General features: G+C 69.8%; 22 protein-coding genes. 9 read left to right on the top strand and 13 right to left on the bottom strand.

What is annotated here, in order from left to right; translation table 11 throughout:
• Positions 1-43: 43 nt before the first annotated feature.
• The gene (locus BN1193_RS10550; RefSeq protein ID WP_040166270.1) at positions 44-1,594 is read left to right on the top strand and encodes a trypsin-like serine protease; all 1,551 of its coding nucleotides are present in this window, start codon (positions 44-46) and stop codon (positions 1,592-1,594) included.
• Between the two features lie 52 nt (positions 1,595-1,646).
• Here the strand turns inward: BN1193_RS10550 and BN1193_RS10545 are convergent, their stop codons facing one another.
• Positions 1,647-2,849: a pyridoxal phosphate-dependent aminotransferase gene (locus tag BN1193_RS10545; RefSeq protein ID WP_040166845.1), complete on the bottom strand. Its 1,203-nt coding sequence runs from the start codon at positions 2,847-2,849 to the stop codon at positions 1,647-1,649.
• Between the two features lie 232 nt (positions 2,850-3,081).
• On the opposite strand from BN1193_RS10545, the gene BN1193_RS10540 reads away from it, so the two are divergent.
• Positions 3,082-3,966 carry an aminodeoxychorismate lyase gene (locus BN1193_RS10540; RefSeq protein ID WP_040166267.1) on the top strand — a complete coding sequence of 295 codons (885 nt, stop codon included), beginning with the start codon at positions 3,082-3,084 and terminating at the stop codon, positions 3,964-3,966.
• 339 nt (positions 3,967-4,305) lie between these two features.
• On the opposite strand, the gene BN1193_RS10535 is transcribed toward BN1193_RS10540, so the two are convergent.
• The 8 genes from BN1193_RS10535 to BN1193_RS10500 all read right to left on the bottom strand — a co-directional run bounded on the left by BN1193_RS10535 (position 4,306) and on the right by BN1193_RS10500 (position 13,425).
• Positions 4,306-5,112: an endonuclease domain-containing protein gene (locus BN1193_RS10535; RefSeq protein ID WP_040166265.1), complete on the bottom strand. Its 807-nt coding sequence runs from the start codon at positions 5,110-5,112 to the stop codon at positions 4,306-4,308.
• Between the two features lie 267 nt (positions 5,113-5,379).
• The gene (pstB, locus tag BN1193_RS10530; protein WP_040166263.1) at positions 5,380-6,159 is read right to left on the bottom strand and encodes a phosphate ABC transporter ATP-binding protein PstB; all 780 of its coding nucleotides are present in this window, start codon (positions 6,157-6,159) and stop codon (positions 5,380-5,382) included.
• 19 nt (positions 6,160-6,178) lie between these two features.
• Positions 6,179-7,273, bottom strand: coding sequence for a phosphate ABC transporter permease PstA (pstA, locus tag BN1193_RS10525; RefSeq protein WP_040166261.1), 1,095 nt, complete (start codon positions 7,271-7,273; stop codon positions 6,179-6,181).
• Positions 7,273-8,223 (bottom strand): phosphate ABC transporter permease subunit PstC, encoded by a 951-nt coding sequence (gene pstC / locus BN1193_RS10520; protein ID WP_040166259.1) that lies wholly within the window; start codon positions 8,221-8,223, stop codon positions 7,273-7,275. The genes pstA and pstC overlap by 1 nt, the downstream gene beginning before the upstream one ends.
• A gap of 71 nt (positions 8,224-8,294) precedes the next feature.
• Entirely contained in the window at positions 8,295-9,413 is a 1,119-nt protein-coding gene (gene pstS / locus BN1193_RS10515; RefSeq protein ID WP_040166258.1) for a phosphate ABC transporter substrate-binding protein PstS, read from the bottom strand.
• 164 nt (positions 9,414-9,577) lie between these two features.
• Positions 9,578-10,516 (bottom strand): NUDIX hydrolase, encoded by a 939-nt coding sequence (locus BN1193_RS10510; RefSeq protein WP_040166256.1) that lies wholly within the window; start codon positions 10,514-10,516, stop codon positions 9,578-9,580.
• A complete protein-coding gene (locus BN1193_RS10505) occupies positions 10,513-12,675 on the bottom strand; it encodes an RNA degradosome polyphosphate kinase (protein WP_040166255.1) in 2,163 nt (720 codons plus the stop codon). The genes BN1193_RS10510 and BN1193_RS10505 overlap by 4 nt, the downstream gene beginning before the upstream one ends.
• Before the next feature lie 60 nt (positions 12,676-12,735).
• Positions 12,736-13,425, bottom strand: coding sequence for a response regulator transcription factor (locus BN1193_RS10500; protein WP_040166253.1), 690 nt, complete (start codon positions 13,423-13,425; stop codon positions 12,736-12,738).
• A 107-nt stretch (positions 13,426-13,532) separates the two neighbouring features.
• Between BN1193_RS10500 and BN1193_RS10495 the strand changes: the two genes are divergently transcribed.
• The 3 genes from BN1193_RS10495 to ygfZ all read left to right on the top strand — a co-directional run bounded on the left by BN1193_RS10495 (position 13,533) and on the right by ygfZ (position 15,687).
• Positions 13,533-13,823 (top strand): hypothetical protein, encoded by a 291-nt coding sequence (locus BN1193_RS10495; RefSeq protein WP_040166251.1) that lies wholly within the window; start codon positions 13,533-13,535, stop codon positions 13,821-13,823.
• Between the two features lie 161 nt (positions 13,824-13,984).
• Positions 13,985-14,593: a nitrobindin family protein gene (locus BN1193_RS10490; RefSeq protein ID WP_040166247.1), complete on the top strand. Its 609-nt coding sequence runs from the start codon at positions 13,985-13,987 to the stop codon at positions 14,591-14,593.
• Positions 14,593-15,687: a CAF17-like 4Fe-4S cluster assembly/insertion protein YgfZ gene (gene ygfZ / locus BN1193_RS10485; protein ID WP_040166245.1), complete on the top strand. Its 1,095-nt coding sequence runs from the start codon at positions 14,593-14,595 to the stop codon at positions 15,685-15,687. Before BN1193_RS10490 ends, ygfZ begins: the two co-directional genes overlap by 1 nt.
• Positions 15,688-15,808: 121 nt before the next feature.
• Here the strand turns inward: ygfZ and BN1193_RS10480 are convergent, their stop codons facing one another.
• Together BN1193_RS10480 and BN1193_RS10475 are read right to left on the bottom strand one after the other, a co-directional pair.
• Positions 15,809-17,215: a phytoene desaturase family protein gene (locus BN1193_RS10480; RefSeq protein ID WP_040166243.1), complete on the bottom strand. Its 1,407-nt coding sequence runs from the start codon at positions 17,213-17,215 to the stop codon at positions 15,809-15,811.
• A 75-nt stretch (positions 17,216-17,290) separates the two neighbouring features.
• On the bottom strand, positions 17,291-18,112 hold the full coding sequence (locus BN1193_RS10475; protein ID WP_040166241.1) for a class I SAM-dependent methyltransferase: 822 nt from the start codon (positions 18,110-18,112) through the stop codon (positions 17,291-17,293).
• Between the two features lie 78 nt (positions 18,113-18,190).
• Between BN1193_RS10475 and BN1193_RS10470 the strand changes: the two genes are divergently transcribed.
• Positions 18,191-18,940, top strand: a complete 750-nt coding sequence (locus tag BN1193_RS10470; protein WP_040166238.1) for a phosphoglyceromutase — start codon at positions 18,191-18,193, stop codon at positions 18,938-18,940.
• Between the two features lie 131 nt (positions 18,941-19,071).
• On the opposite strand, the gene phoU is transcribed toward BN1193_RS10470, so the two are convergent.
• On the bottom strand, positions 19,072-19,746 hold the full coding sequence (gene phoU, locus BN1193_RS10465) for a phosphate signaling complex protein PhoU (RefSeq protein WP_040166843.1): 675 nt from the start codon (positions 19,744-19,746) through the stop codon (positions 19,072-19,074).
• 180 nt (positions 19,747-19,926) lie between these two features.
• On the opposite strand from phoU, the gene BN1193_RS10460 reads away from it, so the two are divergent.
• Both BN1193_RS10460 and BN1193_RS10455 read left to right on the top strand, forming a co-directional pair.
• Positions 19,927-21,300 (top strand): ATP-binding protein, encoded by a 1,374-nt coding sequence (locus BN1193_RS10460; RefSeq protein WP_094770436.1) that lies wholly within the window; start codon positions 19,927-19,929, stop codon positions 21,298-21,300.
• Entirely contained in the window at positions 21,297-21,980 is a 684-nt protein-coding gene (locus tag BN1193_RS10455; RefSeq protein ID WP_040166235.1) for a response regulator transcription factor, read from the top strand. Before BN1193_RS10460 ends, BN1193_RS10455 begins: the two co-directional genes overlap by 4 nt.
• A gap of 59 nt (positions 21,981-22,039) precedes the next feature.
• On the opposite strand, the gene BN1193_RS10450 is transcribed toward BN1193_RS10455, so the two are convergent.
• A complete protein-coding gene (locus BN1193_RS10450; protein WP_040166233.1) occupies positions 22,040-22,588 on the bottom strand; it encodes a hypothetical protein in 549 nt (182 codons plus the stop codon).
• Positions 22,589-22,726: 138 nt separating this feature from the next.
• On the opposite strand from BN1193_RS10450, the gene BN1193_RS10445 reads away from it, so the two are divergent.
• Positions 22,727-23,209: a CarD family transcriptional regulator gene (locus BN1193_RS10445; protein WP_040166232.1), complete on the top strand. Its 483-nt coding sequence runs from the start codon at positions 22,727-22,729 to the stop codon at positions 23,207-23,209.
• Positions 23,210-23,214 lie beyond the last annotated feature (5 nt).

The following is a 23,214-nucleotide window of genomic DNA, read 5'->3' as shown; positions in this document are numbered from 1 at the left end:
CCTGGCGGAGGCGCGGCCCCCCACGCGCCGGGAACGGAGCTCCGTGCGCACCCGCCGTGTTCTCGTCATCGTCGTCGCCGCGCTGGCCGTCGCGCTCGGCGGCTGTGCGCCCGAGCCGGCGCCCACCGCCACTCCGACCGCGGTGCCCGGCCAGGTGGACCCGTCCTATCTCGCGACCCCGGCCGACCCGCTGCCGCTGGCGGATCTCGGCACGTTCAGCGCCGTCGTCGAGCTCAATGCCGGTTCGAACTGCACCGGCACGCTGATCGACACCGGGGTGTCCACGGGCCCCGCCTATGTGCTGACGAACGGTCACTGCGCCGGAGGGATCGGCCGGTCCTCGCAGGAGACGGCCACCGCGGTGGAAGGTTTCGGCACGGCGACGTTCTTCGCCGCCGCGGGAAACGAGGGCGGAACCGTCGAGGCGCAGGTGGCCGAGATCGCCTATCTCACCATGCACCGCACGGACACGGCGATCGTGCGCCTGAACACCACGCTGGCGGACCTCGAGCGTCTGGGCGTCGCCCCACTGCGCATCGTGGAGACCGAGCCGACCGCGAACACCGAGGTCGTCAACGTCGGTGTCCCGGTCGAAGGACTGGCGGATGCGGACTGGGTGCTCCGTCGTGGCGACTGCACCCTCGGCCCGCAGCGCACCCTGCTGGAGAGCACGTGGATCTGGTTCAACGCGTGGACGACCGACTGTCCCGGGATCGTGCAGGGCTCCAGCGGCTCGCCGCTGCTGCGGATGAACGAGAGCGGCGCGCCCGAAGCGATCGTGGCGATGATCAACACCACCACCTGGGGTGCGGACCCCGCCTTCGGTGGGGCGTGTTCCCTGCACCGGCCGTGCGAGGTCGGCGAAGACGGTGTCACGGTGATGCGGCCGCGGACGAGCTATGCGCAGTCGGTGGCCGGCGTCGGGCACTGCTTCGACCCCACCACCGGTCGGTTCCACACCGGGGGTGAATGCCCGCTGCCGCTGACGAGCGTGTGGGCGGAACTCGGCGGTGGCGCGTTCCGGGGCGGCGATGAACCGAATGCCTTCGGACAGACGCCGGCGGTGACCCTCGTGGCGAAAACCGCCGGCGCGAGTCGGACTGCGCTCGTCCCGCTCGGTGACGGACGCGAGTGCACGCAGAAGTCCACGTACGCGTCGGCGGCGACGGTGCAGCTGCCGAAGGCGACGAATTCCTGGGAGCCGGACGGCCGGTCCGTGCCCGTCGACCTGCCGACGACGGAGGGGTGGTATCTGCTGTGCGCGATCCGCGGAGACGACCTCGCCGGTGCCGCCACCGTGATCTTCGAGGTGGATCGCACACCTCCGGTGTTCGCCGCGGGAGCCCACATCGACCGGATGGACGAGGGCGTGATCATCCGCCCGTACCTCGTGCCGCCCGAGCTCGCCCAGCCGCGGTATACGTGGGGTGACCCGGACAGCACCGACTGCGACGACCCCTCGACATTCACGGACTACCGGGTCATTCCGCTGTTCATCCCCGCCGCCGAGCTGCCCGCCGTGTACTGCGTGATGGCGCTGGACGTCGCCGGAAACGCCAGTCCGGTCACACGGATCCCCCTGGACGCGCCCTGAAACGGGAGAGCGGGTCCGGCATGATCGCCGGACCCGCTCATCGCGCTGGTGCTCAGGCCGAGAACAGCTCCTGCAGGCGGCGGACGCCCTCCAGCAGCGCCTCGTCGCCGAGCGCGTACGACAGACGCAGGAAGCCGGACGGGCCGAAGGCCTCACCGGGAACCACGGCGACCTCGACTTCCTCGAGGATGAGATCCGCCAACTCCAGGCTGGTGGTCGGGGTCCGGCCACGCCAGGTCCGCCCGAGGACGCCGGTCACGTCCGGGTAGACGTAGAAGGCGCCCTGCGGGGTGGGGACGGTGAAGCCGGCGATCTTCGACAGCTCGCCGACGATCAGCTTCCGGCGACGGTCGAACGCCTGCCGGAACTCCTCGGCGGCGTCCTGCGGCCCGTTCAGCGCGGCGGCGGCGGCGATCTGCGCGATGTTGTTCACGTTGCTGGACAGGTGCGACTGGAGGTTGCCGGCGACCTTGATGGCGTCTGCGGGACCGACCATCCACCCCACGCGCCAGCCGGTCATCGCGTACGTCTTGGCGACACCGTTGACGAGGATGGTCTGCTCAGCGAGTTCCGGCACGGCCTCGACGATGGACACGGCGCGGACGCCGTCGTAGGTCAGGTTCTGGTAGATCTCATCGGTGATGACCCAGATGCCGTGCTCCAGCGCCCACCGGCCGATGGCTTCGGTCTCCTCCGGCGTGTAGACGGCGCCGGTGGGGTTGGACGGCGAGACGAAGACGAGCACCGTGGTCTTCTCGGTGCGGGCGGCTTCCAGCTGCTCGACGGTGACCTTGTACTCCTGGGCGGACCCGGCGAAGACCTCGACCGGCACACCGTCGGCGAGCTTGATCGCCTCCGGGTAGGTCGTCCAGTACGGCGCCGGCAGCAGCACCTCGTCACCGGGATTCACCACGGCCTGGAAGGCCTGGTACACGGCCTGCTTACCACCGTTGGTCACGATGATGCGGCTGATGTCCACCTCGAGTCCGGAGTCGCGGAGAGTCTTCGCGGCGATCGCCTCACGCAGGACCGGGAGCCCGGCCGCCGGGGTGTACCGGAAGTTCTTCGGGTCGCTCAACGCGGCCGCGGCCGCGTCCACGACGAACGGCGGTGTGGCGAAGTCCGGCTCGCCGGCGGCGTAGGAGATCACCGGCCGCCCGGCCGCCTGCAGCGATTTGGCCTTGGCATCGACCTTGAGGGTCGCGGATTCGGCGATGGCGGACAGCTTGCGGGAAACGGGGGCGCGCTCAGTCACGTTCCGAGCGTACCGCCCGCAGAGGCTCACCGGCGGGACGTTTCCCCCGGTTGCCGTGGGGCGGGCGATGCCCGTGGGAATATCCGGTGGCGCCGTCCGCGTTAGACTCGGATGGCCGGGCCGCAGTAACCCCGGGCTCCAAATTCTGCCGCTGCGAGCGGCCTTCCGCCGAGAGGCGTTCTCTGCGGCCCGGTCTTTCCGTTTCCGGCCTCGTGAGCCCTAGGCTCGAGGGATGACGACGCGCTTCGCTCTGCTCATCGATCCCGCCTCCGCCGATGAACTTCGGGACGACTTCGCCGCGACGTTCACACCGACGGACCCGTCTGCACCGGCCCTGTCCGTCGGCGAGTTGAGCACGCAACGCGGCGATGGGATCTTCGAATCCATCGGTGTCGTGGACGGGCACGCGCAGGAGGTCGGTCCACACCTCGAGCGTCTCGCCCACTCCGCGCAGCTGTGCGACCTGCCGGAGCCGAACCCGGTGCAGTGGCGTCAGGCGATCGATCGCGCGGCACGCGAGTGCCCGACCGGGGAGAGCGTGATCAAGCTCATCCTCAGTCGGGGCGTCGAGCACGGGCCGACGCCGACGGCGTGGGCCACGGTGTCCGCCGCCGCCGATTTCAGCCTGGCCCGGACCGAGGGCGTCACCGTCGTGACGCTGGACCGCGGAATGGACAGCGGCGCGCCGGCGCGCGCGCCGTGGCTCCTGCTCGGGGCGAAGACGCTGTCGTACGCGGTGAACATGGCCGCGATCCGAGAGGCGCACAAGCGCGGCGCGGACGATGCCGTCTTCGTCACCTCTGACGGGGTCCTGCTGGAGGCGCCGACGGCGTCCGTCGTGCTGCGCATGGGGGACCGTTTCGTGACGCCGGAACCGGGAGCCGGAATTCTCCACGGCACGACCCAGATCAGCGTGTTCGCCTTCCTGGAATCGCAGGGACACTCCGTGGCCTACGAGCAGCTGCCGGCGACGGCACTGGCAGAGGCGGATGCGGCGTGGCTCGTTTCCTCGGTCCGCCTCGCCGCGCCGATCACAGCGGTGGACGGCACCGAGCTGCCGGTGGATGATGCCCTGACCGCGGACCTCAACCGCTACCTCCTGACCCCGCGCGACTGACCCCCAGCTCGCGGGCCCATGCACAGCGGCGGGGCTGCCGCCCGACACGCCGGGTGTCCCGGCCTCGGGAGCGGCGTGTTGCCCGCGAGCCCCGCCGCTGTGCTCGGCGGCTCGCGGCGCCGGCACCGTGTCGTCAGGCCAGGGCCGCCAGGATGGGGTGCTCGACTGTCGGCCCACACCGCTACTCCCACCCGCAGGTAAAGTCCCCCTATGTGCGAGCCCCCAAGCAGGGGGGGGGGGCTGCCGCCCGCCCCGGGGGGTCCCCGGCGCGGGGGGGGGGGTTGCCCCCGCCCCCCCCCGCCGCTGTGCTCGGCGGCTCGCGGCGCCGGCACCGTGTCGTCAGGCCAGGGCCGCAAGGATGGTGTGCTCGACTGTCGGCCAGTCGTGGATCACCATCGCGTAGTCGAACCGGAGGGTGCGCAGACCCCAGATCGCGGCCGTGGCGTCGCGCTGGAGATCGCGGTGTCGGGAGCGGGGATCGGAGTGGCCGAGCTTGCCGTCGATCTCCACGATGAGCCGGCCGTCGATGAGAAGGTCCACGCGGCCGACGCCGGTGATGGAAGCCTGCGTCGTGATCGGCAGGCCGAGGTGGCGCAGTCGCAGGCGGACGAGTGACTCCAGGCCGCTGTCGGCGTCGCGGCGGGCGAAATCAATGAGATCGCGACCGACCGCGTCCACGGTGCGCGAGAGCTGACGCTGTTCAGCAGCCGTGAGCCGCCCCTGGCGGAGCGCCGATTCCAGGGCGACGAAGAAGTCTTCGGGGCCTCGGCAGACGAGGATCTGTGCGAGCACCTGGACGAGCGTCGGCCGACCGAGGAAGGGGCGGGGTGCATCCCCGTCCCAATGCGCGACGCAGACGCAGGCGTCGTGCTCGCGAGCGTGGCCGTGACCGCGGACCCAGACGTGCGGCGCCGAATCCTCCAACACCCACAGCCCGAGATGCCGCGCGGCGGTGACGCACGTCAGGGTGCCCCCGTGCAGGGCCGCGTCACGAACGTCCGCGCAGCTCCCGGCGGACGCGTACACACCGCGCCGGAGGTGGACCAGGCTCCCCGCCGCGACAGAGAGGGTGATCGCGCCGCGCGTCAGTCCCGCCCGACGCAGGTCACGGTATCGCCAAACCCGATCGCCTTCGTGCTCACACATACCGTCAGCCTCGCGGCCCACGATGTCCGCCTCAGCCGGTCGCCCCCGGAGCCGAACAACCCGCCGCCCGCCGCCCCTGGGGACGAGCCACGCCACGTGCCCCGTCTCCGTGACCCGCTGACACGGCGGCGGGGGTGGACGGCGGCCCGCCGCGGCTGGGAGGTCAGCACGACACGCCGCGGCTGAGAGATCAGCTGCGGCGTGTCGTGCCGGTGCCCCGCCCCTGTGCCCGAGAGGGCGGGAAGGGGTGGGGGCTGTCGGCGAAGATCAGCCGAAGCGGCCGGAGACGTAGTCCTCGGTGGCCTGCACGGACGGGGTGGTGAAGATCGTCGTCGTGTCGTCGTACTCGATGAGCTTGCCGGGCTTGCCGGTGCCGGCGATGTTGAAGAACGCGGTCTTGTCCGACACGCGGGACGCCTGCTGCATGTTGTGCGTGACGATCACGACCGTGTATTGGTTCTTCAGCTCGCCGATCAGTTCCTCGATCGCGTACGTGGAGATCGGGTCGAGCGCGGAGCACGGCTCGTCCATCAGCAGCACGTCCGGGGACACCGCGATGGCGCGGGCGATGCACAGCCGCTGCTGCTGACCGCCGGACAGACCGGAGCCGGGCTTGTCGAGGCGGTCCTTGACCTCGTTCCACAGGTTCGCGCCGGTGAGCGAGCCCTCCACGAGCGCGTCCTGGTCGCTGCGGGACATCCGGCGGTTGTTGAGCTTCACGCCCGCCAGCACGTTCTCGCGGATGGACATCGTGGGGAACGGGTTCGGGCGCTGGAACACCATGCCGACCTGGCGTCGGACCATCACCGGGTCAACGCCGGGGGCGTAGAGGTTCGCGCCGTCCAGCAGCACCTCGCCCTTCACGTGCGCGCCGGGGATGACCTCGTGCATGCGGTTCAGCGTGCGCAGGAAGGTCGACTTGCCGCAGCCGGACGGACCGATGAACGCCGTCACCGAGCGCGGCTCGATGTTGATGGACACGCCCTCGACGGCGAGGAAGTCGCCGTAGTACACGTTCAGGTCGTTGACGTCGATGCTCTTGGACATGATTTCCTTTGTCTCCGGCTCAGCGGCCGTACTTCGGGGCGAAGATCTTCGCGATGGCGCGACCGACGAGGTTCAGCAGCATCACGATGATGATCAGAGTGAGGGCGGCCGCCCAGGCACGGGCGATCTGCGCATCGGCGGACGCACCGGCGGCCTGGGAGTACTGCGTGTACACGAACACCGGCAGAGTCATCATGCGCTCGCTGAAGGCGTTGTAGTTCATGCTCGTCGTGAAGCCCGCGACGATCAGCAGCGGTGCCGTCTCACCGATCACCCGCGCGATCGCGAGCATGACACCGGTGGTGATGCCCGCCAGCGATGTGGGCAGCACGATCTTCAGCACGGTCAGCCACTTCGGCACACCGAGAGCGTACGACGCCTCGCGCAGCTCGTTCGGGACCAGGCGCAGGATCTCCTCGCTGGAACGCACCACGACCGGGATCATCAGGACGGACAGCGCGACCGCTCCCATGAAGCCGTTGCGCACCGCGGGTCCGGCGATGAGAGCGAACAGTGCGTAGACGAACAGACCCGCGACGATGGACGGGATGCCGGTCATGACGTCGACGAAGAACGTGATGCCCCTCGCGAGCGCGCCCCGGCCGTATTCGACGAGGTAGATCGAGGTGAGCAGGCCGATCGGAATGGAGATCACCGCGGCGAGCAGGGTGACGATGACGGTTCCCGTGATCGCGTGCAGGGCGCCGCCGCCGTCACCGATCACATTGCGCATCGACTCCGTGAAGAACGCCATGTCGAAGCGGCCGACGCCGTTGACGATGACCGTCCAGCCCAGGGACACCAGGGGCAGCAGCGCGACGATGAAGGCGGTCGCGACCAGCGAGGTCACCAGCCGGTCCTTCGCCCGCCGGGAGCCCTCCACGATCCAGGACAGCGCGAACAGCAGCACGTCGAAGACGAGGGTTCCGAAGAACAGCGTGCCGACGAGGTTGAACGAGTCCGAGCCGCTCGTCGCCTGCACGATCGCGAACACCGCACCGGCGGCGATCCAGCAGCCGACCAGCAGCGCCCAGGGGGACCACTTCGGCAGCTGTCCCGCGGTGAGTGAGACGCTGCGCGTCGGGGCGGAGGGGGCCTCCAGCGTGACGGTCATCAGTTCGCTCCCGAGAAGGCCTTGCGGCGGTTGACGATGGCGCGGGCGAGCATGTTCACCAGCAGCGTCACCACGAACAGCACCAGGCCGGAGGCGACCAGCGCGTTCACGGAGATTCCGGTGGCCTCGGGGAACTGCAGGGCGATGTTGGCGGCGATGGTGTTCGGGCTCTGCGCCTGCAGCACCGCGAACTTCACCACGAAGGCGGGGGAGAGGACCATCGCGATCGCGAGGGTCTCGCCGAGCGCGCGGCCGAGCCCGAGCATGATGGCGGACACCATGCCGCTGCGGGCGAAGGGCAGCACGGCCATCTTCACCATCTCCCAGCGGGTGGCGCCGAGGGCCAGAGCGGCTTCCTCGTGCAACCGCGGCGTCTGCAGGAAGACCTCGCGGCAGATCGCCGTCATGATCGGGATGACCATGACGGCCAGCACGATGGCCGCCGTGAGGATGGTCTTGCCGGTGCCGGAGGCGGGTCCGGTGAACAGGGGGAACCAGCCCACGTGCTCGGCGAGCCAGGCGTACAGCGGGGCGACGAACGGACCGAGCGTGGTGATGCCCCAGAGGCCGAAGACGACCGACGGCACCGCGGCGAGCAGATCGATGATGTAGCCGAGCACCTGCGCGATGCGGCGCGGCGCGTAGTGCGAGATGAACAGCGCGATGCCGATGGACAGCGGCGTGGCCATCAGGAGGGCCAGGAACGCGGCCCAGATGGTGCCGAACACCAGGGGCCAGACGTACACCCAGAAGTTGCTCGCGTCGTTGGGCAGTTCGCCGGGACCGGCCAGGATCGCCGGAATCGACTGCACGATCAGGAACAGGGCGACCGCGGCGAGGATCGCGAGGATCAGCGCACCGGAGACGACGGTGGTCGTGGAGAAGACACGATCGCCGAGACGGATCTTGGCCTTGCCGGCCGGCGTCGCGGGGGCTGTGGTCGAGGTCACCGAATGTCCTTCATGTTTTCGGGATACGACCCGCCCGGCCCCCGTCGTGCGGGGTCCGGGCGGGGCCGTGATCACTTGATGGTCGCCGCGGCCTCGATGACCTTCTTCGACAGGTCCGCGGACAGCGGAGCCGAGCCTGCCTGCGACGCGGCTGCGGACTGCGCCGCCTCGCTCGCGGCGTACTGCACGTACCCGCTGACGAGCTTGCCCTTGGCGGCGTCCTTGTACTCCTGGCAGGCGATGACGTAGGAGACCAGCACGAGCGGCCAGTCGTTGGCGGCGTCCGCCTTGCGGTTGATGTTGATCGCGAGGTCGTTCGCCTCGCGACCCTCCACCATCGGAGAGGCGGCGACGACGGCCGCAGCTCCGTCAGCGGACAGCTTCACGAAGTCGCTGCCCACCTTGAGCTCCGCCACGGACAGGCCGGCCGCTCCGGACTCATCGATGTACGCGATCGAGTTCTTCGCGCTCTTGGTGGCTTCCGCGACCCCCGAGGTGCCCTTGGCGGCATCGCCGACCTGGAACGGGAACGTCTGGGAGGGCTTCTCGGTCCAGACCGAGGGCGCGTTGGCGGCCAGGTACTCGGAGAAGTTGTACGTGGTGCCGGAGTCATCCGAACGGTGCACGACCGTGATCGCGGCGTCCGGCAGCTTCGCGCCGTCGTTCAGCGCGGCGATGGCCGGGTCGTTCCACTTCGTGATCTTGCCGGCGAAGATGCCCGCGATGGTCGCCGCGTCCAGCTTCAGGTCGGTGACGCCCTCGACGTTGTACGCGACGGCGATCGGGGAGATGTAGACCGGCAGATCGATGGCCTTGGAGCCCTCGGCGCAGGAGGCGAAGGTGCTCTTGAGCTCGTCGTCGCTGAGCGCCGCGTCGGAACCGGCGAAGTCCGCCGCGCCCGAGATGAAGCTCTTGCGACCGGCGCCGGATCCCTGCGGGTCGTAGTTGATGGTCAGGCCGGAGTTGGCCGCCTGGATGCCCGCGATCCACGTGGTCTGCGCGGTGCCCTGGGCAGAGGAGCCGATGCCGTTCAGAGTGCCGTCCAGGGTGGGGACGGCGGCCGAGGACGCGTCACCGGTCGGTGCGGACGAACCGGTGGAACCGCCGCCTTCGTTCGCGGCGCAGCCGACGAGCGTGAGGGCGGCGATGGTGCCGACGGCACCGATCTGGGCGAAACGGGTGAGCTTCACGAGGTGGATCCTTCGCTGGTTGGATGATCGCCCCGGTGCGGGGACACACGTGACGGTAAGCGTGGACTCTTAACCATTGTCAGAACGCCGGTGAACGGCAGGTGAACGAACTCCGGGCACGCCGAACGCACCCGGTCAGGCGGGGCATCGAACGTCGCGCCGGGTCAGGCGTGCGATTCGTACGTCTCGATGGAGACGATGCCCGAGCCCGGGTTCGTGGCCGAGACGTGGACGACGCTGAACGCCCCGGGCGCGAGTTCTGCCGCGTCCCGCAGGTAGCGGCCCTCGACGGTCCCGGTGGCGAGGGAGATCTCCCGGAAGATCGTCGGGATCACCGGACGGTGGCTGCACAGCACGACGGCCTTGCGGCTGCGCACCCGCTTGCCGATCACGGTGCGGACATCGGCGGTGCCGGCTTCGAACGCGTCCTGGCTGAGCAGCGGCTCCGGGTGGGTCTCGCGGCCGAGCTCCGTCGCCAGGGGTTCCACGGTGGACAGGCATCGCACGGCCGGGGAGGACACGATGCGGCGCACTCCGAATGCGCGCAGCGGTCCGACGATCTGCCGCGCCTGCTTCGCCCCGCGCGTGGTGAGCGGTCGGTCGGCGTCCGTTCCGGTCCACTCCGCTCGGGGCAGCGCCTTCGCGTGCCGCAGCACGATGATGGGGAAGGTCTGCAGCGCGCCCTCGCGGATCAGCTTCTCGAAATTGGTCAGGATCTCGCGGTCGACCGGGTAGCTCAGCGTCTCCTTGGCGCGCTTCACCGAAACCCACTCCAGCCCCGCGACCTCCTTGTTCGGGACGAAGTGGGACTCCCGGACGGCGGCTTCGGTCGCCTCGGCGCACCAGTAGTGCACGATCTTCTGCTTGCGGCTGGGCAGCCGGTACTTCGAGATGCCGACCGGTGCGCCGAGCACGACGTGCAGTCCGGTCTCCTCGTACACCTCGCGCACCGCGGTCTCCGCGAGCGTTTCGCCGGGATCGACCTTGCCCTTGGGCAGGGTCAGGTCCGCGTACTTGGTGCGGTGGATGACCAGGATGTGCAGCTTCTGCCCGACCATGCGCCAGACGACGGCGCCGGCCGCGAAGACCGCGGACTCGGTCATCGCGCCGCTCGGACGCGGCGGCGCCGTGCGATCGCCGCCATCGTGGCATCCTGCGCGTCCACCAGGGGCTTGCCCTCCGCGTCCACGCTGTGCCGGACCCACTCGCCGTCCGGTTCGAGGTGCCAGGAGCTCGTCGTGTCCGCCATGGCGAGGTCGAACAGGTCCGACAGCTCCTTGTGGTGAGCCGGGGCGACCACCCGCACCAGCGCCTCGACGCGGCGGTCCAGGTTGCGGTGCATCATGTCGGCCGAACCGATGTAGTACTGCGGGTCGCCGTCGTTCTCGAACGTGAAGATGCGCGAGTGCTCCAGGTATCGGCCGAGGATGGAGCGCACCGTGATGTTCTCGCTCAGCTCCGGGACGCCGGCCTTGAGGCTGCAGATGCCGCGGACCCAGATCTCCACCGGGACACCCGCCTGCGAGGCCCGATAGAGCGCGTCGATGATCTGCTCGTCCACCATCGAGTTGACCTTGATGCGGATGCGAGCGGGCTTGCCGGCTTGAGCATTGCGACGCTCCTTGTCGATGAGGCGGAGCAGCCCCTTGCGCAGGTGCAGCGGGGCGACCAGCAGGCGCTTGAACTTCTTCTCGATCGCGTACCCGCTGAGCTCGTTGAACAGGCGGGTGAGGTCCTTGCCGACCTGCGCGTCCGTGGTGAACAGGCCGAAGTCCTCGTACAGCCGCGAGGTCTTCGGGTTGTAGTTGCCGGTGCCGACGTGACTGTAGTGGCGCAGCACGCCGTCCTCCTCGCGGATAACGAGGGCCAGCTTGCAGTGCGTCTTCAGGCCGACCAGGCCGTACACGACGTGGACTCCGGCCTTCTCCAGCTGCCGAGCCCAGCCGATGTTGGCGGCCTCGTCGAACCGCGCCTTGACCTCCACGAGGGCGAGGACCTGCTTGCCGGCCTCCGCCGCGTCGATGAGCGCCTGCACGATCGGGCTGTCGCCGGAGGTCCGGTACAGCGTCTGCTTGATGGCCAGGACGTGCGGGTCGCGGGCGGCCTGCTCGAGGAACGCCTGGACCGAGGTGGCGAAGGACTCGTACGGGTGGTGGACGAGGACGTCGCCCTTGCGAATCGCGGCGAACAGGTCCGCACGGCCGTTCTGCTCCGCCGGCTGGAACGCCACCGCGGTGCGGGGCAGGTGCGGCGGGTAGTGCAGGTCCGGGCGATCGATGCGTGAAAGGGAGAACAGCGCGCGCAGATCGAGGGGGCCGGGCAGGCGATAGACCTGCTGGTCGGTGACGTCGAGCTCCTTGACCAGGAGTTCGAGGGTCACATCGTCCATGTCGTCGGTGATCTCGAGGCGGATCGGCGGGCCGAAGCGGCGACGCATGAGCTCGGCTTCGAGCGCCTGGATGAGGTTCTCGCTCTCATCCTCCTCGATGACCATGTCCTCGTTGCGGGTGAGGCGGAACGCGTGGTGATCGACGACCTCCATGCCCGGGAAGAGGTCGCCGAGGTGATTGGCGATGAGGTCCTCGATGGGGATGTAACGGATCCCGGATTCGGTGGGGACCTCGACCAGGCGCGGCAGCATCGGCGGCACCTTCAGTCGAGCGAACTCGGTGCGTCCGGTGCGCGCGTTGCGCACGCGGATCGCCAGGTTGAGCGAGAGCCCGGAGATGTAAGGGAACGGGTGCGCGGGATCCACGGCCAGCGGCATCAGGACCGGGAAGACCTGGGCCTGGAAGTACTCGGTGAGCCGTTCGTGCTCGTCGTCGTCGAGATCGGCCCAGCCGACCACGTCGATGCCGGCCTCGGCCAGCGCCGGGCGGACGGACTGCGACCAGGTCTCGGCGTGACGCAGCTGCAACGAGTGAGCCGCCGCGGAGATGTCCGCGAGCACGTCCGTCGGTGCCCGGCCGACGTTCGTGGGGACCGCGAGTCCGGTGACGATGCGCCGCTTCAGACCCGCGACGCGGACCATGAAGAACTCGTCGAGGTTGCTGGCGAAGATCGCCAGGAAGTTGGACCGCTCCAGGACGGGAACGGTCGGGTCCTCGGCGAGCTCGAGCACGCGCTGGTTGAACGCGAGCCAGCTCAGTTCGCGGTCGAGGTAGCGGTCATCGGGGAAGGGGGCGTCGGTGTCGAGAGCGAAGGCGTCGAAGTCATCGTCGTCGTCGCCGAGGCCCGCATCGGGGATCGCGGTGTCGATCATGTGTTCATCATGTCAGGGACGGGTGACCGACGGGTGAACGAGAGGGTGGTCGATGGGCGATCACGCGCGGGCCGGGGCCGTGGACGGGTCGTCCTCGGCGGCGTCGAAGCGGTAGCCGACGTTGCGCACCGTCCCGATCACCTGCTCGAGGTCGCCGAGTTTCGCGCGCAGCCGTCGTACGTGCACGTCGACGGTTCGGGTGCCACCGAAATAGTCGTAGCCCCACACCTCGCTCAGCAGCTGCTCTCGGGTGAACACCCGGGACGGGTGGGTGGCCAGGAAGTGCAGCAGCTGGAACTCCTTGTAGGTCAGATCCAGTGGCTTGCCGTGCAGTCGCGCCGAGTAGGACGCCTCGTCGATCGTGATGCCGGACGTGCTCACTCGAGTCGGAATCTGATCCGTGGCCGCGGCGGCGCGGCCACGCGCGAGCCGGATGCGGGCGTCGATCTCGGCGGGGCCGGCGGTCGGCAGCAGGACGTCATCCACGCCCCAGTCGGCGGAGAGGGCGGTCAGTCCTCCCTCGGTGACGATCGCGATCAGGGGGCTGGACAGGCCGGTGGTGCGCAGGATCCGGCACAGCGACTTCGCCGCGACGAGATCGCCGCGCGCGTCCACGAGGACGAGGTCCGCGTCGGGCGCAGCGACCAACTGCGCGGGTGTCGCGGGAATGGTCCGGACGGCGTGCCCGAGGAGCTCGAGGGCCGGCAGGGCCGGACCCTCGGTCGAGCTGAGGACGAGCAGGTTCGCCATGCTGTCCGCCTTCCGGGGAGTTCTCCCCATGGTAGACGGAGCGAGGGGTCGGGACCGACGCGGAGTATGACCGTGCCGTGGGCGCTCCGGTCTGGGATGATGGGGGAATGTCCGCTCCGCAGCTCGCTCCGCGATCCCCGTTCCCCGCCATCATCGCGGTGTGGGGCCTCGGCGCCGTGATCGCCGTCGTGGTGGGCATCTTCGCGCCGGTCGCCGTCCAGGCGGTCTGGCTGTGCGTCGGCCTCGGGGTCTGCCTGATCGCCGCGTTCGCCGTCCAGGTGCTGAGCGGGCGTGCGCAGGGCTTCATCTTCCGCGTCTCGGCCAGCGTCTTGGGCGCGTTCATCGTGATGGGGCTCGTGTCCGCCGGCTTCGGGCTCGCGTTGCTCGCCGCGCTCTGACGCGCGCGTCGCGCCGCGATGAGGATAGAGTGGAGCCATGGATCTCGTCGCGCTTGAACTCTTCTTCGTGGGTCTGCTGGGCCTCGCCTCTCTCGCGATCCTCTTCATCGCGGGAACCGTCGTCTTCAACCTCTTCCGCGGCCAGCGCTGACGGACTCCCGATGATCGAGCTGCCCGCCGATCTGCCCGCCGACCTGGTGCCCCTGTCGTGGTTGCTCGGGGTCTGGGAGGGTACCGGGGTCATCGACTACCAGGTCGACGATCACCATTACTCGGGGGAGTTCACGCACCGCGTGAGCTTCAGCCACGACGGCGGTGACTTCCTGAACTACTCCGCCACGGCGATCCTCGCGGCCACCGATGACGCGCCGTCGGTCGCTCTGACGGCGGAGACCGGATTCTGGCGCCTGGCACGACCGCGCACGGACGCCGACGTCGGCCCGGGACTTCTGCCTCCCCGCGACGTCACGGCCGCGGTCCGGACCGTCGAGGACGTCGAGGCGCTGCGGAACACGGATGACGCGTTCGACCTCGAGGTCTCGATCGTCCATTCCGACGGACTGCACGAGCTGTACCTCGGCCAGGTGAAGGGGCCGCGCATCGACCTCGCCACGGACGCCGTGATCCGTCCCTCTTCCACGCGCGCGTACGCGTCCGCCGAGCGGATGTACGGGCTGGTCCAGGGGCATCTGCTGTGGGCCTGGGACATCGCCGCGCTCGGATCTCCGCTGGCATCGCACGCCTCGGCGCGCCTGGCGAAGGCGGAGTGATGTCCGCGTTCGCAGCGCTCGCGGACGCCGTGACCAATGATGTCGGGGTCCAGCACTACGGCTCGCCGCTGCCGGAGCAGCGCGCGCTCGCGCACGGGACGGCCGTCGTCGATCTCGCCGACCGTGCCGTCGTCGCGCTGACCGGCCCGGATCGCCTCACCTGGCTGGACTCGATCACTTCGCAGGCGGTCGCTCGCCTGGCGCCGGACACCTCCGGCGAACTGCTGGTGCTGGATCCGACCGGACACGTCGAGCACGCCGCCGGGATCGTCGATGACGGCGAGACGGCGTGGCTGCTCGTGGACGTCGACGACGCCGAACCGCTGGCCACCTGGCTGCTGCGGATGCGCTTCCGAGCCCAGGTGGAGATCACCGTGCGCGAGGATCTGCACGTGGTCGGGTTCGTCCCCGGTGGGAGCGCCGCCGAGCTCGTGCGGCCGAGCGTCGCGCCGGCCTGGCAGGATCCGTGGACGCACGTGTCGGTGGGCGGGTGGCAGTACGCCCACACCGCGACGCATCCGGGGACCGAGCGACCGTGGACCGAGGCCGTACTGACGGCCGACGAGCACGCCGCCCTCGCCGGAGCGCTCGGGCGTGGGGTGACCGCTGCCGGGTTGCTGGCCTCCGAAGCGCTGCGCATCGCGGCCTGGCGTCCGCGTTGGTCCGCCGAACGCGACGAGCGACTCATCCCGCACGAGGTGGACTGGATCCGCTCCGCCGTGCACCTCGACAAGGGGTGCTACCGCGGACAGGAGACGGTGGCGAAGGTGCACAACCTCGGCCACCCACCGCGGCGGATGGTGATGCTCCACCTCGACGGCAGCGACAGCGTCCTTCCTGAGCCGGGCACGCCCGTCCGTGAGGGAGAGAAGGAGGTCGGCACCATCACGTCGGCAGCCATGCACCACGAGCTCGGACCGATCGCCCTGGCGATCGTGTCCCGCCGTGTCGCCGCCGACGCCGTGCTGACGATCAGCAGTGACGGGACCGAGATCTCGGCGGCGCAGGAGATCGTGGTTCCCGCCGACGCCGGCGCCACCGCGGAGATTCCGCGCATCACGCGCTTGTCCCGACGCCCGCTCAAACAGGACTGACGCTCCCAACTGCGACGGTTCCGAGCGCGCCGACCTGTCACAGCAGAGAGCGACCGTTCGGATGCTCCCGACTCCGGCAGGTCCTGGGCGCGGGAAGTGCAGAAGGGGGGAGCGAAGGGGATCAGCGGCCGAGATCGCGCAGCGCGAGTTCGGCGGCGTTGACGCCGCACATCCCGTGCACACCGCCCGCGGGCGAGGTCGATGCACCGGCGAGGTACACGCCGCGCACTCCGCTGGCGTATCCGCGCTCGCCCGCGCGCGGCCGCGCGAGGATCTGCCGCACGGTGACCGCGCCGCCGCCGATGTCGCCGCCGAGGTAGGCGGCGTTGTGCTCCTCCAGGGCGGCCGGACCACGCACGTGCATCCCGACGATCCGGTCGCGCAGCCCGGGTGCCTGCTCTTCGAGCATGCCGAGGACTCGTTCGGTCTCATCGCCCGGCCACCCGTTGGGCACGTGCGCGTAGACCCAGAGGGGGTTCACGCCGTTCGCGGAGCGGGACGGGTCCACGACGTGCGGCTGGGTGACGAGGGTGAACGGACGCTCCGGCATCCGCCCGCGGACGATGTCGGCCTCAGCGCGGGCGATCTCCGCGATGGTCCCGCCGAGGTGCACGACGCCGGCGCGGCCGATGTCCGGGTCGCGCCAGGGCACATCGCCGGCGACGGCCAGATCGAGCTTGTACGCGCCGGGGCCGGGACGGAAACGGCGCCAGGCACGGCGGACACCCACCGGGACGTGCGGAACCAGCGCGAGCGCGGCGCGCGGGGGCACCGTGAGCAGGACCAGTTCCGTGCCGAGCTCATCGACGGACTTCACGCGACGCCCGGTCTCGATCCGTCCGCCGAGCTCGGTGAACTCGGCGACCAGGGCGGCGGTGAGTGAACCCGCGCCGCCGGCGGGGAAGGGCCAGCCGTGCGCGTGCAGCGCGGTGGTCAGCATCGTGGCGACGGAGGAGGACAGCGGTGCGCGCAGATCACCGATGAGGTGCGCGGCGATGCCGCCGAACGCCGCCGCACCCGTCGGCGTCCGGAACAACCGGGCGAGCAGCGTGGCGGGCGCTGCGGAGCGGAGCCCGACCCGCGCGAGCGCCACCGGATGGCGGGGGACGCTGAGGACGGGGCGGAAGACCGTGTCGAAAACCGCGTCGGCGTCCGCCGCCAGCGGTTCGAACAGCCGTCGCCACGTCCCGCCGTCCGAGCCCAGTCCGGCGGCGGTGCGATCAAGATCGCGGCGCACCAGCGCCGTGCCGGAGTCCAGGGGGTGAGCGACGGTGATGTCGTGGTGCAACCATCGCAGTCCGTGGCGCTCCAGGTCGAGCGAGCGGAAGAACGGGGACGCCACCGCGCCCGGCATCGCCGTCGAGCAGTCGTCGTGCAGGACGCCGGGCAGCGTGAGCTCGCTCGTGCGAGCGCCCCCGCCGACGACGTCCGCGGCCTCGACCACCGTGACGGACACTCCGGCTTGGGCGAGACGGATCGCCGCAGCCAGGCCGTTGGGACCCGAGCCGACCACCGTCGCCGTCGTCATCGCGCCAGCCTATCGCTGAACGTGTTCAGATCCGCAAGGCGCGGTGTCGATGCAGCGCCGGATGCGGTGTGGAGCTCAGCGTGGGGCGACGGCGGAGTACGGGAGGGTCAGCTCACCGAGCTTCGCGCGCGTGCGGTTGGTCTGCACCGGCCAACCGGCGTCCCGGACCGCCGCCACGACGGCGAGCCAGCGCTGCACCGGACCGAAAGTGGCCAGGGCGGCGTTGCGTTCCCACGCCGTATCCAGCAGCGCCATCAGGTCGTGGACGCGTTCGCCGGGGATGTTGCGGTGGATGAGCGCCTTGGGCAGTCGCTCCGCGACGATCGCGGGGTGTTCCAGCCCGGCCAGACGCAGCGAGATCGTGAACCGCAGCGGCACGGCGTCCGCGCTGACGTCGATCCAGCTGGACACGCGTCCGATCTCGTCGCAGGTGCCCTCGATGAGCAGCCCGCCCGGAGCGAGGCGCGCGGTCATCAGGCGCCAGGCGTCGGCCACCTCCGTCTCGTCGTACTGGCGCAGCACATTGGACGCGCGGATGATCGTCGGCGGCCGAGGCGTCGGCACCTCGAACCCACCACGCGCGAAGCGGACCCGCGCGTCGGTGGGGAATGGCGTGCGTCCGGCGCGGACGTCCTCCAGCTGAGCGGTTGCGCGGGCGACGCGGTCCGGGTCGATCTCCAGGCCCAGCACCTCGACGTCGGCGGCCACCGTGCGCAGCCGGGTGTAGAGCTCCAGGGCGGTGACGCCGCTGGCGCCGTAGCCGAGGTCGACGACGAGGGGAGCGGGCGCGCGAAGGAGCTCCGGTCGTGCGGCGATCCATCGGTCCACGCGTCGCAGGCGGTTGGTGTTCGTGGTGCCGCGCGTGGCGTGTCCGGTCGGAGAGCTCGCGCGTGCCATTCCTCCATCCTGCCAGCGCCGCTGACGCGGGAGGACACCGGAGGCGGGCGGAGGGCGGCACGCCGCTAATGTGGAGACATGACCGAGCCGTACACCCTCATCCTGCTTCGCCACGGCCAGAGCCAGTGGAACGAGCTGAACCTGTTCACCGGTTGGGTGGACGTCCGTCTCACCGACCAGGGCAAGGCCGAAGCCGCCCGCGGCGGCGCACTGCTGGCCGAGCACGGCGTGCAGCCGGACGTGCTGCACACATCGCTGCTCAGCCGCGCGATCCAGACCGCGGACATCGCGCTGGACACGGCCGACCGGCTGTGGATCCCCGTCAAGCGCTCCTGGCGCCTGAACGAGCGCCACTACGGCGCCCTCCAGGGCAAGGACAAGGCGGAGACGCTCGCCGAGTTCGGCCAGGAGCAGTTCATGCTGTGGCGTCGGTCCTTCGACGTGCCGCCGCCCGAGCTCAGCGATGACAGTGAGTTCAGCCAGGTGAATGACCCGCGCTACGCCGACATCGACGGCGACCTGCCGCGCACCGAGTCGCTGAAGCTCGTCATCGATCGTCTGCTGCCGTACTGGGAGGGCGAGATCGTGCCGGACCTCCGTGCCGGCAAGACGGTTCTCGTCACGGCCCACGGCAACTCGCTGCGGGGCCTGGTCAAGCACCTGGATGGCATCAGCGATGACGACATCGCCGAGCTGAACATCCCCACGGGCATTCCGCTGGTCTACAAGCTGGACGCGGATCTGAAGCCGATCGAACCCGCCGCCTACCTCGACCCGGAGGCCGCGGCCGCCGGTGCCGCCGCGGTGGCGAACCAGGGCAAGAAGTAAGCAGACAGCAGCGGGCCGCATCCTCGGATGCGGCCCGCTGCTGTCTGCGCGGACGGTTCCCCACGAACGCGTCCGAGACACCGACGGCGCGGACCCCCACCCCTGAGAGCGCCGCGCCGTCGGACGAGGCGTCAGATGGCCTCGGGAGCCGCGGCGTCGCCGTCGGCCGTCCAATCGCCCGTGGCGAGGTACACGACCTTCTTCGCCACGGACACCGCGTGGTCCGCGAAGCGCTCGTGGTAGCGGCTGGCGAGCGTGGCGTCGACGGTCGCACCGGCCTCGCCCTTCCAGTTGTCGCTGAGCACCTTCTCGAACACCTTCGCGTGCAGTTCGTCGATGTCATCGTCGAGGTTGCGGATCTCGTCGGCGAGGCGGAGGTCCTCGCTGCGCAGCAGCTCGGTGAGCTTGCGCGCGATCTCCACGTCCTGCTCACCCATCGCGGTGAAGGTGGTCTTCAAGCCCTTCGGGATCGCGCGCTCCGGGAAGCGGTAGCGGGCCAGCTGCGCGATGTGCTCGGCCATGTCACCCATGCGCTCGAGCGAGGCGCTGACGCGCAGGGCGGTGACGACGGTGCGCAGGTCGCGTGCCACGGGCTGCTGACGCGCGAGGATCTCGATGGCCAGTTCGTCCAGGACCACCGCGCGCTCGTCGATCAGGCTGTCGTTCTCGATGACCTCTTCGGCCAGACCCACGTCGCTGCTCGCGAACGCTCGCGTCGCCTTGTCGATCGCGTCGGTGACGAGCTCGGCCATCTCGACGATCCGTGCCTGCACGTCGTCGAGGGACTGGTGGAAAACTTCCCGCATCGGGCTGCCTTTCGGTGTCTGCGCCGGGGCACCGGCGGGGAGCGTCGGCGTCATGGCCGTCCCGATCATTCCGACCGAAGGTTAACGAACGGTGCCGCTCCCGTGAACATCGCGGGGCGGAGCCCGCTCGGACGCGGAATCCGTTCAGACGCCGCCGTCCGGCCAGAATACGCTGGTGCCATGACATCGACCCAGCTCGCGATCTTCGCGCTCGTGCTGGGTCTCGTGCTGGGTGCGGCGGTGACGATCGCCCTCGTGCTCGCCCTCCGCGCTCGCGATCGGCTTCGGCAGGAGACGGACACGCACCTGCCGGACGGCATCGCCGCGGTGCTGGCGGGTATGGACGATGCCGCAGCCGTCGTGGACAACTCCTTCCGCCTCGTGGCCACCTCGACGGCTGCGGACTGGCTGTCGCTGGAGGCCGGGTCCGGGCTGGCCAGTCCGGAACTGCGCGATGTGGTCCGCGCATCCCGCTCGTCCGGCCTGTCCGAAACGCAGACACTGAGGTTGCGTGTCGGTGAACTGTCTCGGGAAGCCCGCCTGGTGTCCGCGCGAGCGACGGTGCTCGGGCCCGCGCTGACGCTGCTGGTGGTTCGCGACATCAGCGAGAAGGAGCGCCTTGAGCAGATGCGCCATGACTTCGTCGCGAACACCTCCCACGAACTGAAGACTCCGGTCGGTGCCGTCACGCTGCTGGCTGAGGCGATCGACATGGCCGCCGATGATCCGGATCAGGTGCGCGTGTTCGCCGCGCGACTGCAGGCGGAGGCCCGCCGCCTGGGTGGGCTGACCGGTCGCATCATGAACCTGTCGCGCCTCCAGACCTCGGACGACCTCGCCGAGCTTCGCGACGTCAGTGTCGACGAGGTGGTCGCTGCCGCCGTGGACGCCCACGGGGTCCAGGCCAGCGGCGCCGGCGTCGAGATGATCCGCGGCGGAGACCGCGGACTGTTCGTCCGGGGCGACCCGCAGATCCTCACGGACGCCGTCGGCAACCTCATCGCCAACGCGATCGCCTACTCGCCGGCCGGCTCGCGCGTCGGCATCGGCGTGAAGCGCGTCGATGACGTGATCGAGATCGCCGTGTCCGATCAGGGCATCGGGATCGCGGAGGCCGACCAGCAGCGGATCTTCGAACGCTTCTACCGCGCCGACCAGGCGCGCTCGCGCCGGACCGGCGGCACCGGCCTCGGCCTGTCGATCGTCAAGCACGCCGTGCACCGGCACGGGGGAGATGTGCGCCTGTGGTCGCGTCCCGGGCGCGGGTCCACCTTCACGATCCTCCTGCCCGCGGCTGCGGGACCGGATGCGGAACGGTCGGCGAAGAAGCGTCCCAAGCGCGGCAAGTCCACCAAACCGACCAAGAACGCGAAGACCGCGAAGCCTGCGAAGACCGCCAAGAACGGCACGTCGACGAAGTCCGGCGCGTCTGCGGCGCGCTCCGGCCCCGCGGTGACGCCGCCCGCGGCGTCCGCGAAAGAACAGACCATCGCCGCCACCGCGCACACCGATGTCGTGTCCGGTGCGGCGGCGCAGAACGGAGAAGATCGATGACCCGCGTACTGCTCGTGGAGGATGAGCCGGACCTCGCTGATCCGCTCGCGTACCTGCTTCGGCGTGAGGGCTACGAGGTGGAGATCGCCGAGGACGGCCCCGCCGCCCTCGCGGCGTACCGCGATCGAGGTGCGGATATCATCCTGCTCGATCTGATGCTGCCCGGCATGGCCGGCACCGAGGTCGCGCGGCAGGTGCGGCAGAGCGCGAGCACGCCGATCATCATGGTGACGGCGAAGGACAGCGAGGTCGACATCGTGGTGGGGCTCGAACTCGGTGCCGACGACTACGTCACCAAGCCCTACTCCGCGCGGGAGCTGCTGGCTCGGATGCGCGCCGTCCTGCGCCGCACGGCGGCCGCAGAAGCCGATCTCGACGAGCGGGTTCTCGAGGGGGGACGGGTCAGCGTGGATCTTGACCGCCACACCGTGGCCGTTGCCGGGCAGGAAGTCCCCATGCCGCTGAAGGAGTTCGAACTCCTGGAGGTGCTGATGCGCAATGCGGGTCGGGTGCTCACCCGCGGTCAGCTGATCGACCGGGTCTGGGGGAGCGACTACTTCGGCGACACCAAGACGCTCGACGTGCACATCAAGCGCATCCGGTCACGGATCGAGGAGCAGCCCAGCCAGCCGGTGATGCTCGTGACGGTCCGCGGACTCGGTTACCGGTTCGAAGCCTGAGCCCGAAACGAGAAGGGGCGCGGCGGACCGATGTCCGCCACGCCCCTTCTTGAGGTGCTTCAGCCCTCCGACGACTCGGTGGAGGTGGGCGTCGACGTCGGCGTCGGCGCCTCCGGGGTCTTCGTGACCTCCGGCGTCGGCGTCGGTGTCGGGACGGCGCCCTTCAGGTAGTCCAGCGAACCGTCCAGCACCGGGACCTCTTCGGTGGCGGACTCGCCGTCACCGGAGGTGAAGGCGACGGTCGCGGTGGACCCGATCGGAACGGTGAAGCCCTCGACCGTGAGTTCCTGGTCGACGCCGTACGACACGGTCTGACCGGCCGGGACCTTCACGGTCAGCGGGGTCGCGTGGTCCTCGATCGCGACGGTGACGGTGGCGTCCTTGTCGGTCGGGTTGATGAACGCCGCGACGAGGTTCGCCGTGTCGTCCTCGCCCACGACGAAGAAGGCGTTTCGGATCTGGACCGGACCGGAGGAATCCGGAACGTTGATGCCCTCCGCAGCGGAGTAGTGCAGCGTGGTGGCCTGCGGCGAGATCATGCTGCACCCGGTGGCGCCGAGCATGATGGCGGCGCCGAGGGCGATGGACGCGAGAGCGCGCGACTTCACGGTTCCTCCTGAGGATGTCGACCAGTGTCGTCCCCAGTCTACGGTCTCGCGCGTGGGACCCCGTTCACGGGACCAGGGGGCAAACCTTAGCGCATTCCCGCTGTGGTATCCTGGAACTTGCCGAAAGGACACAACTGCATGCTTTTTGAGGTTGGCGAGACCGTCGTCTATCCGCACCATGGTGCCGCAACGATCACCGAGGTCAAGACCCGAGTCATCAAGGGCGAAGAGAAGGTCTATCTCAAGCTCCGTGTCACTCAGGGAGACCTGATGATCGAGGTGCCCGCGGACAACGTCGACCTGGTCGGCGTCCGCGACGTGATCGGAAAGGAAGGCCTGGAGAAGGTCTTCGACGTTCTGCGCGCACCGTTCACCGAGGAGCCCACCAACTGGTCGCGCCGGTACAAGGCGAACCTGGAGAAGCTGGCGTCCGGTGACGTCATCAAGGTCAGCGAGGTCGTTCGCGATCTCTGGCGCCGTGACCAGGACCGCGGCCTGTCCGCCGGTGAGAAGCGGATGCTGGCGAAGGCTCGTCAGATCCTGATCTCCGAGCTCGCGCTGGCCGAGAAGACCGACGAGGAGAAGGCCTCCGGTCTGCTCGACGAGGTCCTCGCGTCCTGACGCAC

The organism is Microbacterium gorillae, assembly GCF_000826185.2.
Classification (GTDB): domain Bacteria; phylum Actinomycetota; class Actinomycetes; order Actinomycetales; family Microbacteriaceae; genus Microbacterium; species Microbacterium gorillae.
This window is presented reverse-complemented; position numbering and strand designations above follow the sequence as displayed.